A 21399-nucleotide genomic window follows, 5' to 3' on the forward strand; every position below is an offset into this window, starting at 1 on the left:
CGGTCATGACGCGGCGACTGGTGGTGATCGGTAACGGCATGGCGGCCACCCGTCTGGTGCAGCGGCTGGTTGAGCGCGACCCTGCGCGGTTTGCCATTACCGTCGTCGGCGACGAGCCGCACCCGGCCTATAACCGCATCCAGCTCTCGCCGCTGCTGGCTGGCGAAAAAACAGCGGCGCAGCTCCCGTTGCTGCCGGCGGAGTGGTACACCCGGCACGGGGTGTGCCTGCGGTCTGGCGAGGCGGTGGATGAAGTCGATGTTGTGCAACGGCGGCTGCGCATCGCGGAGACCTGGCTGCCGTGGGATGAGCTGGTGTTCGCCACCGGTTCGCGGCCCTTTATCCCGCCGCTGCCGGGCATTGATCGTCCGCAGGTTATGCCCTTCCGCACCCTGGCGGACGTGGAGCGTATTCTGGCGATACCCGGCCCGGCAGTGGTGATTGGCGGTGGGGTGCTGGGGGTGGAAGCGGCGGCGGCGCTGCGTCGTCACGGCGGAGAGGTCACTCTTCTGCATCGCGGCAGCGGATTAATGGCGCCGCTGACCGACGCTTTTGCCGCCGATGAGCTCAGGCAGCAGCTTGAAGCGCGCGGCATTCGCTGTGTGCTGGAGTGCCGGATCGCCGCCATCGACGCCGACGGCGTGCGGCTGGCGGATGGGCGCGTATTCCGCGCCAACAGAGTGGTGCTGGCGACCGGCGTGCAGCCCAACAGCCGTCTGGCTGCGCAGTCCGGCGTGCTGTGCCAGCGGGGGATCGTGGTTGACCGCCAGATGGCCGCCTCGCTGCCGGGGATCAGCGCCATTGGCGAATGTTGCGAAATTGACGGCCAGACCTGGGGGCTGGTGGCTCCCTGCCTGCGCCAGGCCGAGGTGCTGGCGGATCGCCTGTGCGGCGTCCCCGGCGCGGGCTTTGTCTGGCAGGACGCCGGCACCCGCCTGAAGGTCACCGGCATTGAACTCTTTAGCGCTGGCGAGCAGCAGGCCGGCGAACAGGATGACATTTTTACCAGCTGGGACCCCATCGACCGCCACTATCGTCGCCTGCTGCTGCGCGACGGCCGCCTGCGCGGCGTGCTGCTGATGGGCGACTGCACTGCCGCCGCCGCGCTCACCGCGCGCCTGGAAAGCGACGAGCCCGCCACCCCGGACTGGCTTTTTGACCCTTCTTCAACGCAGCCGCAGGCTGCAGGAATAATGACGATGACGAAACCTGTATTAGTGCTGGTGGGACATGGCATGGTCGGCCACCATTTTCTCGAACAATGCGTTAGCTGCAACCTGCATGAGCAATATCGTATCGTGGTGTTTGGCGAAGAGCGTTACGCCGCCTACGACCGGGTGCACCTCTCCGAATATTTCGCCGGACGCAGCGCCGAATCGCTGTCGCTGGTGGCCGATGATTTCTTTCACCGGCACGGCATCGAACTCCGCCTCGGCAAGGCGGTGGCGACGATCGACCGCGACGCGCGGCTGGTGCGGGACGCCGAGGGACATGAAACCCACTGGGATAAACTGGTGCTGGCGACCGGCTCCTATCCCTTTGTTCCGCCTGTCCCTGGCAGCGATCTCGACGGGTGCTTTGTCTATCGCACCCTTGACGATCTCGACCGCATCGCCGCCCATGCCGCCGCGGCGAAGCGCGGGGTGGTGATCGGTGGCGGCCTGCTCGGGCTGGAGGCCGCCAACGCCCTGAAACAGCTGGGGCTGGAGACGCACGTGGTGGAGTTTGCCCCGAACCTGATGGCCGTCCAGCTGGATAACGGCGGGGCGGCGATGCTGCGGGAGAAGATCGTCGCCCTCGGCGTGGGGGTGCATACCAGCAAAGCCACCACCGCCATCGTGAGCGAGGCCGACGGCCTGCGGCTGAACTTTGCCGACGGTGGCACGCTGTTGACCGACATGGTGGTCTTCTCGGCGGGGATCCGCCCGCAGGACGCGCTGGCCCGCGGCTGCGCGCTGCAGGTCGGCGAGCGCGGGGGGATTGGCATTGATGGCCAGTGCCGCACCTCTGACCCGGACGTGCTGGCGATAGGCGAATGCGCCCTGTGGGATAATAAAATTTACGGCCTGGTGGCGCCGGGCTATCAGATGGCGCGCATCGCCGCAGCCACCCTCGCAGGAGAGGACGCCTGCTTTAGCGGTGCCGACATGAGCACCAAACTGAAGCTGCTGGGGGTTGACGTGGCCTCGTTTGGCGATGCGCAGGGGCGCACGCCGGGCTGCCAGAGCTATCAATGGACCGACGGTCCGCAGCAGGTTTACAAAAAAATCGTCGTCAGTCAGGACGGCAAAGCCCTGCTTGGCGGCGTGCTGGTGGGGGACGCCAGCGACTATGCCACGCTGCTGCAGATGATGCTGAACGGCATGGCGCTGCCGCCGCGTCCGGAGAGCCTGATCCTGCCGGCGCTGGAGGGGGCCGCGCCGAAGGCGCTGGGCGTCGCGGCGCTGCCGGACAGCGCGCCGATCTGCTCCTGCCATAGCGTCAGCAAAGGCGATATCTGCCAGGCGGTGAACAATGGCGCGGGGGATATGGCGGCGATAAAAAGCTGCACCAGAGCAGCCACCGGCTGCGGCGGCTGCAGCGCGCTAGTGAAACAGGTGATGGAGTACCAGCTGGCGGCGCAGGGCGTCGAAGTGAAAAAAGACGTCTGCGAGCATTTCCCGTGGTCGCGCCAGGAGATCTACCACCTGGTGCGGGTCAACCATATCCATACCTTCGAGCAGCTGATTAGCCGCTACGGCCAGGGGCACGGCTGCGAGGTTTGTAAACCGCTGGTGGCCTCGGTCCTGGCCTCCTGCTGGAACGAATACCTGCTGAAGCCGGCGCACCTGCCGCTGCAGGATACCAACGATCGCTATTTCGCCAACATTCAGAAGGACGGAACCTATTCGGTGGTGCCGCGGATGGCGGCGGGGGAAGTGACGCCGGACGGGCTGATCGCCATCGGGCAGATCGCCAAACGTTATCAGCTCTACAGCAAAGTGACCGGCGGCCAGCGCATCGACCTGTTTGGCGCGCGGCTGGAACAGCTGCCGGCTATCTGGCGCGAGCTGGCCGACGCCGGGTTTGAAACCGGCCACGCCTATGGCAAGTCGCTGCGCACGGTGAAGTCCTGCGTCGGCGCAACCTGGTGTCGCTACGGCGTGCAGGACTCCACCGGGCTCGCGGTGCGGCTTGAGCATCGCTATAAAGGGCTACGCGCCCCGCACAAGATCAAGATGGCGGTCTCTGGCTGCACCCGCGAGTGCGCCGAAGCCCAGGGCAAAGATATCGGAGTGATTGCCACCGACAAAGGCTGGAATCTGTACGTCTGCGGCAACGGCGGAATGAAACCGCGTCACGCCGACCTGTTTGCCAGCGATCTCGACGAAGCGACGCTGATCCGCAGCATCGATCGTCTGCTGATGTTCTATATCCGTACCGCCGACCGCCTGCAGCGCACCAGCACCTGGATGGACAACCTGGAGGGCGGCGTCGCCTACCTGCGGCAGGTGGTGCTGGAGGATAGCCTCGGCATTGGCGAGGAGCTGGAGCAGGAGATGGCCCGCATCGTCGACAGCTACCAGTGCGAGTGGCAGACCACCCTCAACGATCCTCAGCGTCTGGCGCTGTTCCGCTCCTTCGTTAACAGCGACCAGCCCGACGAGGCGGTGCAGCGCCACGATCTGCGCGGTCAGCCGCAGCCGTTGCCTGCTGAAGCGTTGCCCGAAGGCGAACTCCCATCCCGGCCGTGGCAGGCGATTTGCGACCTTGACGCCATTCCGGCGCAGGCGGGGATCGGCGCCCGGTTAGGCGAGCGGCAGATCGCCCTGTTCCGCTTCGGCGATCGGGTGTATGCCCTGGACAACCGCGAGCCGGGCAGCGCGGCCAACGTGCTATCGCGGGGGTTGCTAGGGGACGTCGGCGGGGAACCGGTGGTGATCTCCCCGCTGTACAAACAGCGGATTCGCCTGCGCGACGGCTGGCCGTGCGACGGCGGTGAACAGGCGGTGCGCGCCTGGCCGGTGAAAGTGGAAAACGGCAAAGTGTGGGTGGGCTGCCAGCAGCTGTTGGCGCGAGCGGAGGCCTCCTGATGAAGACCATCCGAACGACCTGTCCCTACTGCGGCGTAGGCTGTGGGGTGCTGGCGAGCGTAGATGACGCGGGGCGGGTGAGCGTGCGCGGCGACGACCAGCACCCGGCCAACCTCGGCCGCCTGTGCGTCAAAGGGGCGGCCCTCGGGGAGACCACGGGCCTGGCGGGGCGGCTGCTGGCGCCGGAGGTGGACGGCCAGAAGGTGACCTGGCCTCAGGCGCTGGCGGAGACCGCTTCTCGCCTGCAACAGGTTATCGACCAGCACGGCCCTCAGGCGGTGGCCTTCTACGCCTCCGGCCAGCTGTTAACCGAGGATTACTATGCCGCCAACAAGCTGATGAAGGGGTTTATCGGCGCGGCGAACATCGACACCAATTCGCGGCTATGCATGTCGTCGGCGGTGACCGGCTACAAGCGGGCCTTTGGCGCCGACGTGGTGCCCTGTAGCTATGAGGATGTGGAAAACAGCGATCTGGTGGTGCTGGTCGGCTCAAACGCTGCCTGGGCGCATCCGGTGCTGTACCAGCGTCTGGCGCAGGCGAAGCGGGACAATCCCCGGTTGCAGATCGTGGCGATCGATCCCCGACGCACCGCCACCTGCGAGATCGCCGATCGCCATCTGGCGCTGGCGCCGGGAAGTGACGGCGGGCTGTTCGTGGGGTTGCTTAACGCCCTGGCGCAGGCTGGAGCCTGCGTCGACGGTTTTCGCGATGGCGCGCAGGCGCTGGCCGAAGCGAGTGGCTGGGACGTGGCGAAAGTAGCTGATTTTTGCGGCCTGGCTGCCGATGAGGTGGCGGGTTTCTATCGCGATTTTATCGCCGCCCCGCGGGCCATCACCCTCTACACCATGGGAATTAACCAGTCAGCCAGCGGCAGCGACAAATGTAATGCCATCATCAACGTCCATCTGGCTAGCGGAAAGTATGGCCGCCGCGGCTGCGGCCCCTTTTCGCTGACCGGTCAACCCAACGCCATGGGTGGGCGCGAAGTCGGCGGGCTGGCGACGATGCTGGCGGCGCACATGGATTTTGTGCCGGCCGATCTGCAGCGGCTGGCCCGCTTTTGGGGAACCGAGCGGCTGGCGCAGACTCCGGGGTTGACCGCCGTGGAGCTGTTTGCCGCCATCGGCCGCGGCGAGGTGAAAGCGGTCTGGATCATGGGCACCAATCCGGTGGTGTCCCTCCCCGACAGCCACGCGGTGAGCCAGGCGCTGGCCGGCTGTCCGCTGGTGATCGTCTCGGATGTCGCCGCTGAGACGGATACCGGACATTTCGCACACATCCGTTTTCCGGCGCTGGCCTGGGGCGAGAAAAATGGCACGGTCACCAACTCGGAGCGGCGCATCTCCCGTCAGCGCAGCTTTCTGCCGCCGCCGGGGGAGGCGAAAGCGGACTGGTGGATCATCGCCAGAGTGGGGCAGGCGCTGGGATATCGCGAGGCGTTTGCCTGGCAGCATCCGCATGACGTTTTCCGCGAGCATGCGGCGCTGTCCGGTTTCGAAAACGACGGCCAGCGGGCGTTTGATATCGGCGCGCTGGCGGATCTCAGCCGCGAGGCGTGGGACGCCTTGGCGCCGGTACGCTGGCCGGTCAGCCGCCGCCGCGCCGACCTGGATGTCACGCGCGGCTGGCATCGCGATGGCCGGTTGCGGATGGTGCCGGTGACGCCTCAGCCGACCCGGGCGGCAACCGATGTCTTTTATCCGCTGATCCTCAACAGCGGGCGGATCCGCGATCAGTGGCACACCATGACCCGCACCGGTGCCGTGCCGCGGCTGATGCAGCATATCGCGGAGCCGGTGGTGGAGGTGGCGCCGCAGGACGCCGTTCGTTACCAGCTTGTCGCCGAGGGGCTGGCGCGGATCTGGTCGCGCCATGGGGTGATGGTGGCGAAAGTGGCGATCAGCGAAGGCCAGCGCCTCGGCTCGCTGTTTGTCCCCATGCACTGGAACAATCAGTTCGCCCGCCAGGGGCGGGTGAATAACCTGCTGGCCGCCGTCACGGACCCGCATTCCGCCCAGCCGGAGAGTAAACAGGCGGCGGTGGCCATCGCCGCCTGGCAGCCTGCCTGGCACAGCGAACTGTTTTGTCGCGAACCGCTGCCATTTCCTGCGGCCTGGCACTGGCGGCGGCGGGCGGCGACAGGAGTGCTGCACTACTCGCTGGCCGGGGAGGCGTCAGCCCGCCAGTGGCTCAGGGTCTGGTGCGAGCAGCGCGGCTGGCAGCTGCAGATAGCAGACGGCGGCGCAGTGTGGAACCTGCTGGCGTGGCATCAGGGGAGGCTGATGCTGGGCTGGTGGAGCGATGCGCGCGAGCCGGCGGTGGATAGCGCGGGAGTAAGCGCCGCCTTCGCCACGCCGCCGTCCGATGCCGCCCGGCGCCATGCGCTGCTCAGCGGCCGACCGGACGCTGCCGCCGCGCCGCCGGGGCGGATTGTCTGCAGCTGCTTTGGGGTCGGCGAGCGGGCGATCGGCGAGGCCATCGCCAGCGGCTGCGCCAGCGTCGGGGCTTTGGGCGCCAGGCTGAAGTGCGGGACCAACTGCGGCTCCTGCGTGCCGGAGCTCAACGCGCTGCTGGCGACGCAACCGGCCCGCGCCGGGGCCTAACGGCGCGGCGATATCTTCTGTGGTTGGGCGACAGATTGCCCAACCGGTTTCAGCATATTCCTGGAATTGTCCTCAGGGCTGCGGGAGAGGGGAAAAAACGATAAACTAAAACCATCTTCCAATTTTTTCTGCGAGCCCGCGCAAAACCAGTTGATGCCTGTGTCGTACCGTTTGCTGCCATCCCTGATCATTCTCCTGCTGCTGCCGGGCGTTCCCGTCTGGGCGCTGACCGCCAGCCACACCACTCTTACTCCCCAGGAAGAACCTTCCTTGCCCGATTTGGGGATCGCCCCGCAGGTCGATGACGACGCCAGACACTTTGCCGAAGTGGCTAAAAAGTTCGGCGAGGCCAGCATGAGCGATAACGGACTGACGGCGGGTGAACAGGCGCAGATGTTCGCCATCAACAAACTCGGTAATGAAGTGAGCCACCAGCTGGAGAGCTGGCTCTCGCCATGGGGCAACGCCAATGTCGACCTGCTGGTCGATAAAGAGGGGAAGTTCACCGGCAGTAAAGGGAGCTGGTTCGTGCCATTGCAGGATAACGATCGCTACCTGACGTGGAACCAGTATTCGGTGACCCGGCGCGAGAAGGATCTGGTGGGCAACATTGGGCTTGGCCAGCGCTGGCGGGTCGGCGGCTGGCTGCTGGGCTATAACTCGTTTTATGACAAGGTGCTGAGCGAAAGCCTGGCTCGCGGCAGCGTCGGCGCCGAGGCGTGGGGAGAATATCTCCGCCTGTCGGCGAACTACTACCATCCGCTGGGCGACTGGCAGCTGCGGGAGAATCAAACCCAGGAGCAGCGGATGGCCGCAGGGTATGACGTTACCGCCCAGGCGCGACTGCCGTTTTATGAGCACATCAACACCAGCGTCAGCGTCGAACAGTACTTCGGCGACAGCGTCGATCTGTTTCATACCGGCACTGGCTACCATAACCCGGTGGCCGTCTCCGTCGGGCTCAATTACACCCCGGTCCCGCTGGTCACCGTGACCGCCAAGCATAAGCAAGGGGAAAATGGCGTCAGCCAGAATAACGTTGGCCTGAAGCTCAACTACCGCTTTGGTGTGCCGCTCAAGCAGCAGCTGGCGGCGGACGAGGTGGCGTTCAGCAACTCGCTGCGCGGCAGCCGCTTCGACAGCCCGGAGCGGGATAATCTGCCGGTAGTGGAGTATCGGCAGCGCAAAAATCTGACGGTCTATCTGGCCACGCCGCCCTGGGATCTACAGTCCGGGGAGACGGTGCAGCTGAAGCTGCAGATCCATAGTCTGCACGGTATCAAGTCGCTGCACTGGCAGGGCGACACCCAGGCGCTCAGCCTGACGCCGCCGGTGGATGCCCGCAGCCCCGATGGCTGGAGCGTGATTATGCCGGTGTGGAACAGTGAACCGGGCGCCGCGAACCGCTGGCGCCTGTCGGTGGTGGTAGAGGATAAACAGGGGCAGCGCGTCTCATCCAATGAGATCGCCCTGGCGCTGACCGAGCCGCTGGTCAAGTTCACCGCGCCAGGCGTCTCCTGGACGGACTCGCCTTAAAAAATTCGCTCCTGGTGGACCCATACCGCGGCTTCCACCCGGGATTTGAGCTTCATTTTCTTCAGCATGTGCTTGACGTGCACTTTGACGGTGCTTTCGGTGATATCCAGCCGGCGGGCGATCATTTTGTTCGGCAGCCCCTGGGCGATCAGCTTGAGGATGTCGCGCTCGCGCGGGGTCAGCTGGCTGATGTCGCGATCGGAGGTGGCGCGGTTGGCGCGCAGGCTGGCGGCCAGCACCGGGGTTAACGCTTCGCTTAATACCATTTCTCCGGCGGCCGCCTGCTGCAGCGCTTTCAGCAGATCTTCCGGCTCCATGTCTTTCAGCAGATAGCCATCGGCGCCGCGCTTGAGGGCGGTAACAACGTCCTCTTCATGGTTAGAGACGCTGAAGACCACCACCCGGCCAGACAGCGATTTCTCACGCAGTTTGTCCAGCGTTTCCAGGCCGTTCATGCCCGGCATATTGAGGTCCAGCAGGATCAGATCCGGATCAAGCGACTCCGCCAGCTCGATACCTTGCGCGCCATTGCTGGCTTCGCCAATCACCTGGATGTCCGGCGCCATGCTAATCAATTGTTTCACGCCGGTGCGCAGCATCGGATGGTCGTCAATGAGAAGGATGGTTGCCCGTTCCTGTTGACTCATGGGGGTCTCCTTATTGGATGGAAAACGTTTTTTCCGGGATAAACGTGACGATCACTTCGGTCCCGCCGGTTTCCCGGCGCCGAACCTGACAGTCGCCGCGCAGGCTTTGCGCGCGATCCCGCATAATAATTAAACCGTAATGGTTACTCCGCTCGGCGTGGTCCGGCACGCCGCGGCCGTTATCCGCCACCACCAGACGGACCTGGTTATCGCGTTGTGACACCGTCACGGTCACTTCCGTCGCGCTGGCATGCTTCAGGGCGTTGCTTAACGCTTCGCGGGCGATCTGCAGCAGGTGTATGGCCTGATGCGACGGCACAAAGCGCGGCGGAAGCTGATAATCAAGCTGCACCGTAAAGCCGAAGTGGGCGCTGTACTCCTGACAGCTGGCCTCCAGCGCCGGGCGCAGGCCCGGCTCGGTCAACTGCAGGCGGAAGGTGGTTAACAGCTCCCGCAGTTGGGCCCACGAGGTATTCAGCTCGTTACGAATTTGCCCCAGCAGCTGGCGGCTCTCCGCCGGCAAAGCGTCGCCCTGCATCTGCAGGCAGCTGACCTGCATCTTCATACAGGATAGCGACTGGGCGATGGAGTCATGCAGCTCGCGGGCGATAGTGGCCCGCTCTTCCATGACGATCAGCTGCTGCTGTTTCTCCTGATGGCGGTCCAGCGCCAGGGTGCTGGTCAGTTGTTCCACCAGGGTATCCACCAGCTGCTGCTGATCGTGGCTGAGATGACGGCCAACCGGCAGCGTCGCCAGCAGGATGCCGTACTGATTATGCGCATCCGACAGCCGCCACTTCAGCGTCGTGCCGCCATCCGGTAGCGGCGGCAGGTTGCGTGGGCAGAGGTAGCAGCCCATGTCATCACATTCATTATCCGAGTGGCAGGTAAACTCCTGATGGTTGTCTTCATCTTCCAGATCGTAGACCCGCACCTCGATATCGCGCAGCAGCGTCAGACCCTGCAGACCGTTCAGCACCGGCGAAATGCGTTCGCAGAGCGGGGCGTTGGCGTGCAGCCGGCGGTTGGCCTGCCATAAGAAGGCGAGGATCTCGTTCTTCTGTTCCAGCCCGGCGGTCTTCTCCTGCACCCGGCGCTCCAGCACGGCGTAGCTTTCCGCCAGCTCTTCCGACATGTTATTTAGCGCCATGCCAAGAGTCGCCATTTCGTTGCGCCCGCTGATGTGCGCCCGCTGGGTGAAATCACGCTGGCTCACCGCTCGCGCCATGCTCAGCAGCTGTTTCCATGGCCGCAGCAGTCGGGCGCGTAGCCAGATGATGGTGAAGATCAGCAGTAGCGCCATGCCGATGGCGAGGAGGCGATGGATCCAGACTACCCGTTCGATACGCTGCTCGGTGGTATGGTCGAATGCGGTCACCAACTGGTCGATACGATCGACAAAGTCGGCGACATCCTGGGCGACCTCCGCCTGGTTGACCGCGCGCTGCATGCCGGGAGCCAGCGCCAGCTGCCAGTACTGCTGCAGGGCCTGCAGCTGGCGCTCCTGTCCGTCGCGGCGGGCGGAGTTTTGCAGCTCCGGACTGAAGACGGTGGCGGTCATATCATCGACCAGCTTTTGATCGTGTTCATTCAGCGGGATCGCCGCCAGCAGCCGGTAGCTCTGCATGCGTAATGACCCGGCTTTGTTAATGGCGTGCGCGCTGCCCTGCACGCCGTTCACCAGGCGCGCGGAGATCGCCATGCCGGCGACGCCTGTAAGGGTGGCAAGCAGGACGATCAACGCCAGTTGATTGACCAGCGTCAGCGGGGTAAAAAGACGTTTTAACATGGAATGCGTGGCTCCTGACCGGTCGTGTCTCCGGGAGTGGCGCTTATTCTCGACTATCCCCTGGAGTATACCCATACCCCCAAAGAGTTACTCCTTAATTGTCGGTGGTAGGCACCGTTGGGAGAGGGGTTATACGCATCCCGGCAGCCGTGTGAAAAACCACACTTTTTTTCCCACCATTCTCTACTCACTTCGGAGCATGGTCTATTTTTGCACAAATTAGTCCGCGCTTTTCCTTTGATTTATATCAACTTACCGCCCCGGGCAACCCCTAAGGTAGCGGCAGGAAATATGAATAATCAGAGGTATCTATGAGTCAATCTTCCCTCCCGGAGAAGGCTAATCGCTCGGTCATTACCGACTGGCGGCCTGAAGATCCTGAATTCTGGCAACAGCGCGGCCACCATGTCGCGAGCCGCAATTTATGGATCTCCGTTCCCTGTCTGTTACTGGCGTTCTGCGTATGGATGTTGTTCAGCGCCGTTGCCGTTAACCTCAACAAAGTGGGCTTTCAGTTTACGACCGATCAGCTGTTTATGCTTACCGCGCTGCCGGCGCTCTCCGGCGCGTTGTTGCGCGTGCCGTACGCCTTTATGGTGCCGCTGTTCGGCGGCCGTCGCTGGACGGCGTTCAGCACCGGGATCATGATTGTGCCGTGCGTGTGGCTGGGCTTTGCGGTCCAGGATACTTCCACGCCGTTTAGCGTCTTCGTCATCATCTCTCTGCTGTGCGGCTTCGCCGGGGCCAACTTCGCCTCCAGTATGGCCAACATCAGTTTTTTCTTCCCGAAAGCGAAGCAGGGCGGGGCGCTGGGCGTCAACGGCGGCCTCGGCAATATGGGCGTCAGCGTGATGCAGCTGGTCGCACCGCTGGTGGTGTCGGTCTCGGTGTTTGCCATTTTTGGCGGGACCGGCAGCCAGCAGCCGGACGGCTCAATGCTGTATCTGGAAAACGCCGCGTGGATCTGGGTACCTTTCCTGATTATCTTCACCCTGGCGGCGTGGTTCTTTATGAACGACCTGTCAGCTTCCAAAGCCTCGCTGAGCGAACAGCTGCCGGTGCTTAAACGCCTGCATCTGTGGATCATGGCGCTGCTCTATCTGGCGACCTTCGGCTCCTTTATCGGTTTCTCCGCCGGTTTTGCCATGCTGTCGAAAACCCAGTTCCCGGACGTGCAGATCCTGCACTACGCCTTCTTCGGTCCGTTTATTGGTGCGCTGGCGCGTTCGATGGGCGGGGCGATCTCCGACCGTCTCGGCGGTACCCGCGTGACGCTGGTGAACTTCGTGGTGATGGCTGTCTTCTGCGCGCTGCTGTTCCTGACGCTGCCGACCAATGGCCAGGGCGGCAACTTCATCGCCTTCTTTGCAGTGTTTATGGTGCTGTTCCTTACCGCCGGGCTGGGCAGCGCCTCCACCTTCCAGATGATCTCCGTGATCTTCCGTAAGCTGACCATGGACCGGGTGAAGGCCCAGGGCGGCAGCGAAGCCCAGGCGATGCGCGAGGCGGCGACCGATACCGCGGCGGCGCTGGGCTTTATCTCCGCCATTGGCGCCATCGGCGGCTTCTTTATTCCGAAGGCGTTCGGTATCTCGCTGGATCTGACCGGCTCGCCGGCCGGCGCGATGAAAGTCTTCCTGATCTTCTATATTGCCTGCGTAATCATCACCTGGGCGGTATACGGCCGTAAGCGTCAGTAATTCGCCATAGTCGATGTCGCTTCATAAAGGCGCACTCCTGAGGGAGGCGCCTTTTTTATTGGCTTAATTAGTTACAACATACTAATGAGTGTTTTTATTCGTTTTGGCCACTGAGCCGGGAAGGGATGGCTTACCAGCGTCACCGCTCTACCCCTTAATACCTCCCTGGTGAACTATCTTGCGCCCGATGAGCCATTTTTCGCTAAAAAACCTTAAAAAACATCAAATTAAAAAACTGAGTTTTGTACCACCTTGGTGGTAATTGCCAATTTGCGCCACGTTAACAAGCCAGTCCGTATTGATCGCTATCAATTCCCGCCCGCTTTCATGGCGTTACCTTCGCTGCAAATCCAGCAATGTCGATTTATCAGAGAGCCGTCAGGCTCCATATCAGGAGAAACCCGATGAGTAAATTCCTGGACCGGTTTCGCTACTTCAAACAGAAGGGTGAAACCTTTGCCGATGGGCACGGCCAGCTTCTAAACACCAACCGGGACTGGGAGGATGGATACCGTCAACGTTGGCAGCATGACAAAATTGTGCGTTCCACTCACGGTGTTAACTGCACCGGTTCATGCAGCTGGAAGATTTATGTCAAAAACGGGCTGGTGACCTGGGAAACCCAGCAAACGGACTATCCGCGCACCCGTCCGGACCTGCCAAACCACGAACCGCGCGGCTGCCCGCGCGGCGCCAGCTACTCCTGGTATCTGTACAGCGCGAACCGCCTGAAATACCCGCTGATGCGCAAACGCCTGATGAAGATGTGGCGGGAGGCGAAGGTTCAGCATAGCGATCCGGTCGCGGCATGGGCCTCGATTATCGAAGACGCCGACAAAGCCAAAAGCTTCAAACAGGCGCGCGGTCGCGGCGGGTTTGTCCGCTCCTCATGGCAGGAAGTGAACGAGCTGATTGCCGCCTCCAACGTCTATACCGTGAAAACTTACGGTCCGGACCGCGTGGCCGGCTTCTCGCCGATCCCGGCGATGTCGATGGTCTCCTACGCCTCCGGCGCCCGTTACCTGTCGCTGATCGGCGGCACTTGCCTGAGCTTCTACGACTGGTACTGTGACCTGCCGCCGGCCTCGCCGATGACCTGGGGCGAGCAGACCGATGTGCCGGAATCCGCCGATTGGTACAACTCCAGCTATATCATCGCCTGGGGCTCCAACGTGCCGCAGACCCGTACCCCGGATGCGCACTTCTTTACCGAAGTTCGCTATAAAGGGACCAAAACCGTGGCCATCACCCCGGACTACGCCGAAATCGCCAAGCTCTGCGATCTGTGGCTGGCGCCGAAGCAGGGTACCGATGCCGCGATGGCGCTGGCGATGGGCCACGTGATGCTGCGTGAGTTCCATCTTGATAAGCCGAGCCAGTATTTCACCGATTACGTGCGTCGCTACACCGACATGCCGATGCTGGTGATGCTTGAGGAGCGCGACGGCTATTACGCCGCCGGCCGCACGCTGCGCGCGTCCGACCTCGTGGATTCCCTTGGTCAGGAGAAGAATCCGGAATGGAAAACCGTCGCCTTTGACGAGAAGGGCGATCTCACCGTGCCGAACGGTTCCCTCGGATTCCGCTGGGGCGATAAAGGTAAATGGAACCTCGAACAGCGCGATGGCAAAACCGGCGAAGAGATTGAGCTGCGTCTGAGTCTGCTCGGCAGCCATGACGAGGTGGCGGACGTTGGCTTCCCGTACTTCGGCGGCGAAGGTTCTGAGCACTTCAACAAAGTCGCTCTTGAAAACATTCTACTGCACAAACTGCCGGTCAAACGCCTGCAGCTGGCCGACGGCTCCAGCGCACTGGTGACCACCGTGTACGATCTGACCATGGCCAACTATGGCCTGGAGCGCGGTCTGAACGATGATAACTGCGCCGCCAGCTATGATGAAGTGAAAGCCTACACCCCGGCCTGGGCGGAGAAAATTACCGGTGTCTCCCGCGCGCATATCATCCGTACCGCCCGCGAGTTTGCCGATAACGCCGATAAAACCCATGGTCGCTCGATGATTATCGTCGGGGCGGGTCTCAACCACTGGTTCCACCTCGACATGAACTACCGCGGTCTGATCAACATGCTGATCTTCTGCGGCTGCGTCGGCCAGAGCGGTGGCGGTTGGGCGCACTATGTGGGCCAGGAAAAACTGCGTCCACAGACCGGCTGGCAGCCGCTGGCGTTCGCCCTTGACTGGCAGCGTCCGGCACGCCATATGAACAGCACCTCGTACTTCTACAACCACTCCAGCCAGTGGCGCTATGAAACCGTGACCGCGCAGGAGCTGCTGTCGCCGATGGCGGATAAATCCCGCTACAGCGGCCATCTGATCGACTTCAACGTCCGCGCCGAGCGGATGGGCTGGCTGCCGTCGGCGCCGCAGCTGGGCGTTAACCCGCTGCGCATCGCCGATGAGGCGAAAAAAGCCGGCATGACGCCGGTGGATTACACCGTCAAATCCCTGAAAGAGGGCTCGATTCGCTTTGCGGCGGAGCAGCCGGAAAACGGTAAAAACCATCCGCGTAACCTGTTTATCTGGCGTTCCAACCTGCTGGGCTCCTCCGGTAAAGGCCATGAGTACATGCTCAAATACCTGCTGGGTACGGAGAACGGTATTCAGGGCAAAGACCTTGGCAAGCAGGGCGGCGTGAAGCCGGAAGAAGTCGAATGGCGAGATAACGGCCTCGACGGCAAGCTGGACCTGGTGGTGACCCTCGACTTCCGTTTGTCGAGCACCTGTCTCTACTCCGACATCGTGCTGCCGACCGCCACCTGGTATGAAAAAGACGACATGAATACCTCGGATATGCATCCGTTTATTCATCCGCTGTCGGCGGCCGTTGACCCGGCCTGGGAATCGAAGAGCGACTGGGATATCTATAAAGGTATCGCGAAGAAATTCTCTGAACTGTGCGTGGGTCACCTCGGTAAAGAAACCGACGTCGTTACGCTGCCGATCCAGCATGATTCCGCCGCGGAAATGGCGCAGCCGCTGGACGTCAAAGACTGGAAGAAGGGCGAATGTGACCTGATTCCGGGGAAAACCGCGCCGCATATTATTCCGGTCGAGCGTGATTATCCTGCGACTTACGAGCGCTTCACCTCTATTGGCCCGCTGCTGGAAACCATCGGTAACGGCGGGAAAGGCATCGCCTGGAATACCCAGAGCGAAATGGACCTGCTGCGTAAGCTCAACTACACCAAGGCGGAAGGCCCGGCGAAAGGTCAGCCGAAGCTGGAGACGGCCATTGACGCCGCGGAGATGATCCTCACCCTGGCGCCGGAAACGAACGGTCAGGTGGCGGTGAAGGCGTGGAAAGCGCTGAGCGAGATCACCGGCCGTGAGCACGCGCACCTGGCGCTGAACAAAGAAGACGAGAAGATCCGTTTCCGCGACATTCAGGCGCAGCCGCGGAAAATTATCTCCAGCCCGACCTGGTCAGGTCTGGAAGACGAACACGTCTCCTATAACGCCGGATACACCAACGTTCACGAGCTGATCCCATGGCGTACCCTGTCCGGTCGTCAGTCGCTGTATCAGGATCACCAGTGGATGCGCGACTTTGGCGAAAGCCTGCTGGTTTATCGTCCGCCGATTGACACCCGCTCGGTGAAAGCGGTGATGGGCGAGAAGTCCAACGGCAACCCGGAGAAGGCGCTGAACTTCCTGACCCCGCACCAGAAATGGGGTATCCACTCGACCTACAGCGATAACCTGCTGATGCTGACCCTGTCACGCGGCGGACCGATCGTCTGGATGAGCGAGGCGGATGCGAAAGATCTGGGGATCGAAGATAACGACTGGATCGAAGTGTTCAACGCCAACGGCGCCCTGACGGCGCGCGCCGTGGTGAGCCAGCGCGTGCCGGCCGGGATGACCATGATGTATCACGCACAGGAACGCATCGTGAACCTGCCTGGCTCTGAAGTTACCGGCCAGCGCGGCGGGATCCACAACTCGGTTACCCGTATTACGCCGAAACCGACCCATATGATCGGCGGCTATGGCCATCTGGCCTATGGCTTTAACTACTACGGCACCGTCGGCTCCAACCGCGATGAGTTTGTGGTGGTACGTAAGATGAAGAACATTAACTGGTTAGACGGCGAAGGCAATGACCAGGTACAGGAGAGCGTAAAATGAAAATTCGTTCACAAGTCGGCATGGTGCTGAATCTCGATAAGTGCATCGGCTGCCACACCTGCTCGGTCACCTGTAAAAACGTCTGGACCAGCCGGGAAGGGATGGAGTACGCCTGGTTCAATAACGTGGAGAGTAAGCCTGGCGTCGGTTTTCCGAACGACTGGGAAAACCAGGAGAAATGGAAGGGCGGCTGGATCCGCAAAATCAACGGCAAGCTGCAGCCGCGCATGGGCAACCGCGCGATGCTGTTAGGTAAAATCTTCGCGAACCCGCATCTGCCGGGCATCGATGATTACTACGAGCCGTTCGATTACGACTACCAGAACCTGCATAACGCCCCGGAGAGTAAACACCAGCCGATCGCCCGTCCGCGCTCGCTGATCACCGGCCAACGGATGGACAAGATCACCAGCGGTCCGAACTGGGAAGAGATCCTCGGCGGCGAGTTTGAAAAGCGCGCCAAAGACCAGAACTTCGACAACATGCAGAAGGCGATGTACGGCCAGTTCGAGAACACCTTCATGATGTATCTGCCGCGCCTGTGCGAGCACTGCCTGAACCCGGCGTGCGTCGCGACCTGCCCGAGCGGCGCCATCTATAAGCGTGAAGAAGACGGCATCGTGCTCATCGACCAGGACAAGTGCCGCGGCTGGCGGATGTGCATCACCGGCTGCCCGTACAAGAAGATCTACTTCAACTGGAAGAGCGGAAAGTCCGAGAAGTGCATCTTCTGCTACCCGCGTATTGAATCCGGAATGCCGACGGTATGCTCCGAAACCTGCGTGGGCCGAATCCGCTATCTCGGCGTCCTGTTGTATGACGCGGATGCGATCGAAAATGCCGCCAGCACCGAGAACGAGAAAGATCTCTATCAGCGTCAACTGGACGTGTTCCTCGATCCGAACGACCCGAAAGTGATTGAGCAGGCGCTGAAAGATGGCGTACCGCAGGGGGTGATTGAAGCCGCGCAGCAGTCGCCGGTGTGGAAAATGGCGATGGACTGGAAGCTGGCCCTGCCGCTGCACCCGGAATATCGCACCCTGCCGATGGTCTGGTACGTGCCGCCGCTGTCGCCGATTCAGTCCGCCGCCGATGCCGGCGAACTGGGCAGCAATGGGATCCTGCCGGACGTGGAAAGCCTGCGTATTCCGGTGCAGTATCTGGCGAACCTGCTGACCGCCGGCGATACCCAACCGGTCCTGTTGGCCCTGAAGCGGATGCTGGCGATGCGTCACTATAAGCGGGCGGAAACCGTTGACGGCGTTGTCGATACCCGCGCGCTGGATGAGGTGGGCTTAAGCGAAGCGCAGGCTCAGGAGATGTACCGCTACCTGGCGATCGCTAACTACGAAGATCGTTTCGTGGTGCCAAGCAGCCATCGTGAACAGGCGCGGGAAGCGTTTCCGGAGAAAAACGGCTGCGGCTTTAGCTTTGGTGACGGCTGCCACGGCTCTGACAGCCAGTTCAACCTGTTCAACAGCCGTCGCATCGACGCCATCGACGTGACCAGCAAAACGGAGCCGCACGCATGATTGAACTTGTGATTGTGTCGCGCCTGCTCGAATACCCTGACGCTGCCTTATGGCAGCATCAGCAGGAGATGTTCGAGGCGCTTGCGTCATCAGAGAAACTCAGCAAAGAGGATGCTCACGCGCTGGGCGTTTTTCTGCGCGATCTGCTGACTCAGGATCCGCTGGATGCCCAGGCGTCCTATAGCGAACTGTTTGACCGCGGCCGGGCCACCTCGCTGCTGCTGTTTGAACACGTGCACGGCGAATCCCGCGATCGCGGGCAGGCGATGGTTGATCTGATGGCGCAGTATGAGCGCCATGGTCTGCTGCTCGATAGCCATGAGTTGCCGGATCATCTGCCGCTGTATCTGGAGTATCTGGCGCAGCTGCCGGAAGAGGAAGCGCTTGGCGGCCTGCGGGACGTTGCGCCGATCCTCGGCCTGCTCAGCGCGCGGCTGCAGCAGCGCGAGAGCCGCTATGAGGTGCTGTTCGAACTGCTGCTGAAGCTGGCAAACACTCAGGTCGACAGCCAGAAGGTGGCGGAGAAGATTGCCGACGAAGCCCGCGACGATACGCCGCAGGCGCTGGACGCGGTCTGGGAAGAAGAACAGGTGAAATTCTTTGCCGACCAGGGCTGCGGCGAGTCGGAGATTTCCGCTCACCAGCGTCGTTTTGCCGGAGCCGTGGCCCCGCAATATCTGAATATCTCTAACGGAGGACAGCAATAATGCACTTCCTGAATATGTTCTTCTTTGACATTTATCCGTACATTGCGGGCTCGGTGTTCCTGATCGGCAGCTGGCTGCGCTACGACTACGGTCAGTACACCTGGCGCGCCGCCTCCAGCCAGATGCTGGACCGTAAGGGAATGAACCTGGCGTCGAACCTGTTCCATATCGGCATCCTCGGCATTTTCGCCGGCCACTTCCTCGGCATGCTGACCCCGCACTGGATGTATGAATCCTTCCTGCCGATCGACGTCAAGCAGAAGATGGCGATGATCGCCGGCGGCGCCTGCGGCGTGATGACCCTGGTGGGCGGTTTACTGCTGCTTAAGCGTCGTCTGCTCAGCCCACGCGTGCGTGCCACCACCACCGGCGCGGATATTCTGATCCTCTCCCTGCTGATGGTGCAGTGTGCGCTGGGTCTACTGACGATCCCATTCTCTGCCCAGCATATGGACGGCAGCGAAATGATGAAGCTGGTCGGCTGGGCGCAGTCGGTGGTCACCTTCCACGGCGGTGCGTCGCAGCACCTGGATGGCGTGGCGTTTATCTTCCGCGTCCACCTGGTGCTGGGGATGACCCTGTTCCTGCTGTTCCCATTCTCTCGCCTGGTTCATATCTGGAGCGTGCCGGTAGAGTACCTGACGCGCAAATACCAGATTGTCCGCGCCCGTCGCTAACTGGCCCGCGACCGCTGACTGACCCCGCCCTGGCGGGGTTTTTTTTCGCCCCAGCCGAGGTTATTCCCGGCGGCGGCAAACAGAATAAGCATCCCGCCGAGCAACTGCACAGGGGTTAACGCATGATGGAAGACCAGATAGTCGACCCCCATCGCCACCAACGGATAAATAAAGGAGAGCGAACCGGTAATGGGCGTCGGCAGCTTCTGTATCGCGCTATATAAAAGCTGATACATGATCCCGGTATGGACGACGCCGAGGATCAGCAGATAGCGCCAGGGGAAGCTGGCAGAAAACTCGGGCATTTGCACCAGCGGCAGCAGCATCACGACGCCGACGAGCACCTGAATAAAGGCAATATGCTGAGCAGGGAGCGGGTGCAGTTTGCGGGCGATGATGGCGGTCAGGGCATAGAAAAATGCCGCGCCTAATGCCAGCAAAACGCCGGCCGTGAGACTTTCGCCGTGCGTCGGGGCAAGCTCGCTTGACAGCAGGATCACCACGCCGCCGAAGGCCAGCAGTAACCATCCCCATTTTACGGCGCTGACCCGTTCCCCCAACACCATGCCCATCAGCACCAGCATAAACGGCTGGGTGTTGTAGACCACCGTGGCCATGCCAATTGAAATACGCGAGTAGGCGGCAAACAGCAGCAGCCAGTTGATGACCAGCGCGATGCCGCCAAGTACCGCGAGGGCGAGGGTGAAGCGCGTGAGACGACTGAAGGGCTGGCGGCTGAGAATGATGAACAGCAGCAGGGTGAGCGCGCCAATCAGGCAGCGCCAGAACACCACATCAATTACCGGCAAACCAGAGAGCAGCACGAACGCGCCGATCGAGCCAGAAATTATCATCGCCAGGCTCATTTGCCAGACGCCGCGGGTAATTTGCATATTTCACCTCCAGAAGTTTTCCAGTATTGTGCGAAAAATCCTGACAGCCTGGCATGGCTGAATTAAGGTAAACAGGGGGAAATCCCTTTCATAATTAGGTAAAAAACATGAATGACGTACTTGATGAAATTGACCGGGCGATCCTCACTTGCCTGACTCAGGATGCCAGAGTCTCGTTGAAGGTATTGAGCGCGCGGGTGGGGCTGACCTCGCCGAGCACCGCCGAGCGGGTGAAGCGCCTGGAGGAGCGGGGCGTGATTCAGGGCTATGGGGCGCGGGTGAATCTCGCCGCGCTGGGCTACAGCCTGCAGGCGCTGGTGCGGGTCCGGCCGCTGCCTGGTCTACTGCAGAAGGTGGATAAATATATCCAGGCGATGCCGGAGTGCATCGAAAGTGACAAAGTGACCGGAGAGGATTGTTTCGTGATGCGACTGGTGGTGCGTGATATTGCCCAGCTGGATACGCTACTGGACGGCCTGGCCGAATTTGCGCAGTGCAATACCTCGGTGGTGAAAAGTTCGCCGGTGAAGAGGCGACTGCCCCCGCTGTGAGTTTTCCCGGAGGCGGTGCGGCGCACCCGTCCGGGCTACCAGACGGCACACCTGTAGCCTCGCTAAGCGAAGCGCGAGCGAGGAGATAGCAGAACAGGTGGCTGACGAGAGTGCAACAGCGGTGGGGGAAGGATGACTCGGCGCTAAAGCGCCTCGCCCTTCGGGCCGTTGCCTGCGGCCACGTTCTCTCGCTACGCTCGAGTCGAACCTTAGTCGAAGCTTCTCATCCTTCCCCGTGGGGCAGAATATAGAGTATCGCAGATGGAGTAAGCTGGGGATGACATGAAGAGATGGTGGTGGGGGAAGGATAACTCGGCGCTAAAGCGCCTCGCCCTTCGGGCCGTTGCCTGCGGCAACGTTCTCTCGCTACGCTCGAGTCGAACCTTAGTCGAAGCTTCTCATCCTTCCCCGTAGGGCAGAATATAAAGTATTGCAAGTGGAGTAAGCTGGGTAATACATGAAGGGATGGTGGTGGGGGAAGGGTTACTCGGCGCTAAAGCGCCTCGCCCTTCGGGCCGTTGCCTGCGGCAACGTTCTCTC

12 protein-coding genes and 3 other RNA genes are annotated in these 21399 nt (G+C 61.6%); 9 read left to right on the top strand and 6 right to left on the bottom strand.

What is annotated here, in order from left to right; all coding sequences use genetic code 11:
• Positions 1 to 5 precede the first annotated feature (5 nt).
• From nirB to ABLU50_RS25790, 3 genes are all read left to right on the top strand, one after another.
• Positions 6 to 4073: a nitrite reductase large subunit NirB gene (gene nirB, locus ABLU50_RS25780; RefSeq protein ID WP_087832201.1), complete on the top strand. Its 4068-nt coding sequence runs from the start codon at positions 6 to 8 to the stop codon at positions 4071 to 4073.
• Positions 4073 to 6679, top strand: coding sequence for a nitrate reductase (locus ABLU50_RS25785; RefSeq protein ID WP_087832202.1), 2607 nt, complete (start codon positions 4073 to 4075; stop codon positions 6677 to 6679). Before nirB ends, ABLU50_RS25785 begins: the two co-directional genes overlap by 1 nt.
• 153 nt (positions 6680 to 6832) lie before the next feature.
• A complete protein-coding gene (locus ABLU50_RS25790; protein ID WP_087832203.1) occupies positions 6833 to 8215 on the top strand; it encodes a YchO/YchP family invasin in 1383 nt (460 codons plus the stop codon).
• On the opposite strand, the gene narL is transcribed toward ABLU50_RS25790, so the two are convergent.
• Positions 8212 to 8862 (bottom strand): two-component system response regulator NarL, encoded by a 651-nt coding sequence (narL, locus tag ABLU50_RS25795; RefSeq protein WP_002910198.1) that lies wholly within the window; start codon positions 8860 to 8862, stop codon positions 8212 to 8214. The two genes, ABLU50_RS25790 and narL, sit on opposite strands and share 4 nt — an antisense overlap.
• A gap of 10 nt (positions 8863 to 8872) precedes the next feature.
• Positions 8873 to 10651 carry a nitrate/nitrite two-component system sensor histidine kinase NarX gene (narX, locus tag ABLU50_RS25800; RefSeq protein WP_017900764.1) on the bottom strand — a complete coding sequence of 593 codons (1779 nt, stop codon included), beginning with the start codon at positions 10649 to 10651 and terminating at the stop codon, positions 8873 to 8875.
• Positions 10652 to 10962: 311 nt separating this feature from the next.
• Between narX and ABLU50_RS25805 the strand changes: the two genes are divergently transcribed.
• The 5 genes from ABLU50_RS25805 (at position 10963) to narI (ending at position 19415) form a co-directional block, all read left to right on the top strand.
• On the top strand, positions 10963 to 12351 hold the full coding sequence (locus tag ABLU50_RS25805; protein WP_004203185.1) for a NarK family nitrate/nitrite MFS transporter: 1389 nt from the start codon (positions 10963 to 10965) through the stop codon (positions 12349 to 12351).
• A gap of 404 nt (positions 12352 to 12755) precedes the next feature.
• Entirely contained in the window at positions 12756 to 16499 is a 3744-nt protein-coding gene (locus ABLU50_RS25810; RefSeq protein ID WP_023318562.1) for a nitrate reductase subunit alpha, read from the top strand.
• Positions 16496 to 18031: a nitrate reductase subunit beta gene (gene narH / locus ABLU50_RS25815; protein WP_004203183.1), complete on the top strand. Its 1536-nt coding sequence runs from the start codon at positions 16496 to 16498 to the stop codon at positions 18029 to 18031. Before ABLU50_RS25810 ends, narH begins: the two co-directional genes overlap by 4 nt.
• Positions 18028 to 18738 (top strand): nitrate reductase molybdenum cofactor assembly chaperone, encoded by a 711-nt coding sequence (narJ, locus tag ABLU50_RS25820; RefSeq protein WP_087832204.1) that lies wholly within the window; start codon positions 18028 to 18030, stop codon positions 18736 to 18738. The genes narH and narJ overlap by 4 nt, the downstream gene beginning before the upstream one ends.
• Entirely contained in the window at positions 18738 to 19415 is a 678-nt protein-coding gene (gene narI, locus ABLU50_RS25825; protein WP_087832205.1) for a respiratory nitrate reductase subunit gamma, read from the top strand. The genes narJ and narI overlap by 1 nt, the downstream gene beginning before the upstream one ends.
• On the opposite strand, the gene ABLU50_RS25830 is transcribed toward narI, so the two are convergent.
• Positions 19412 to 20308, bottom strand: coding sequence for a DMT family transporter (locus tag ABLU50_RS25830; RefSeq protein WP_065877448.1), 897 nt, complete (start codon positions 20306 to 20308; stop codon positions 19412 to 19414). The two genes, narI and ABLU50_RS25830, sit on opposite strands and share 4 nt — an antisense overlap.
• 107 nt (positions 20309 to 20415) lie before the next feature.
• Here ABLU50_RS25830 and ABLU50_RS25835 point away from each other — a divergent pair, with 107 nt between their 5' ends.
• Complete coding sequence (locus tag ABLU50_RS25835) at positions 20416 to 20859, top strand: Lrp/AsnC family transcriptional regulator (RefSeq protein ID WP_023318559.1); 444 nt, start codon at positions 20416 to 20418, stop codon at positions 20857 to 20859.
• 116 nt (positions 20860 to 20975) lie between these two features.
• Here ABLU50_RS25835 and ABLU50_RS25840 read toward each other — a convergent pair.
• The 3 genes from ABLU50_RS25840 to ABLU50_RS25850 form a co-directional block, all read right to left on the bottom strand.
• A non-coding RNA gene (locus tag ABLU50_RS25840) (RtT sRNA) lies at positions 20976 to 21107 on the bottom strand.
• 43 nt (positions 21108 to 21150) lie between these two features.
• Positions 21151 to 21282, bottom strand: a non-coding RNA gene (locus ABLU50_RS25845) — RtT sRNA.
• Between the two features lie 43 nt (positions 21283 to 21325).
• Positions 21326 to 21399: non-coding RNA, RtT sRNA (locus ABLU50_RS25850), on the bottom strand; the annotation flags it as partial.

Source organism: Klebsiella sp. GG_Kp173, assembly GCF_040062415.1.
Lineage (GTDB): Bacteria > Pseudomonadota > Gammaproteobacteria > Enterobacterales > Enterobacteriaceae > Klebsiella > Klebsiella quasipneumoniae.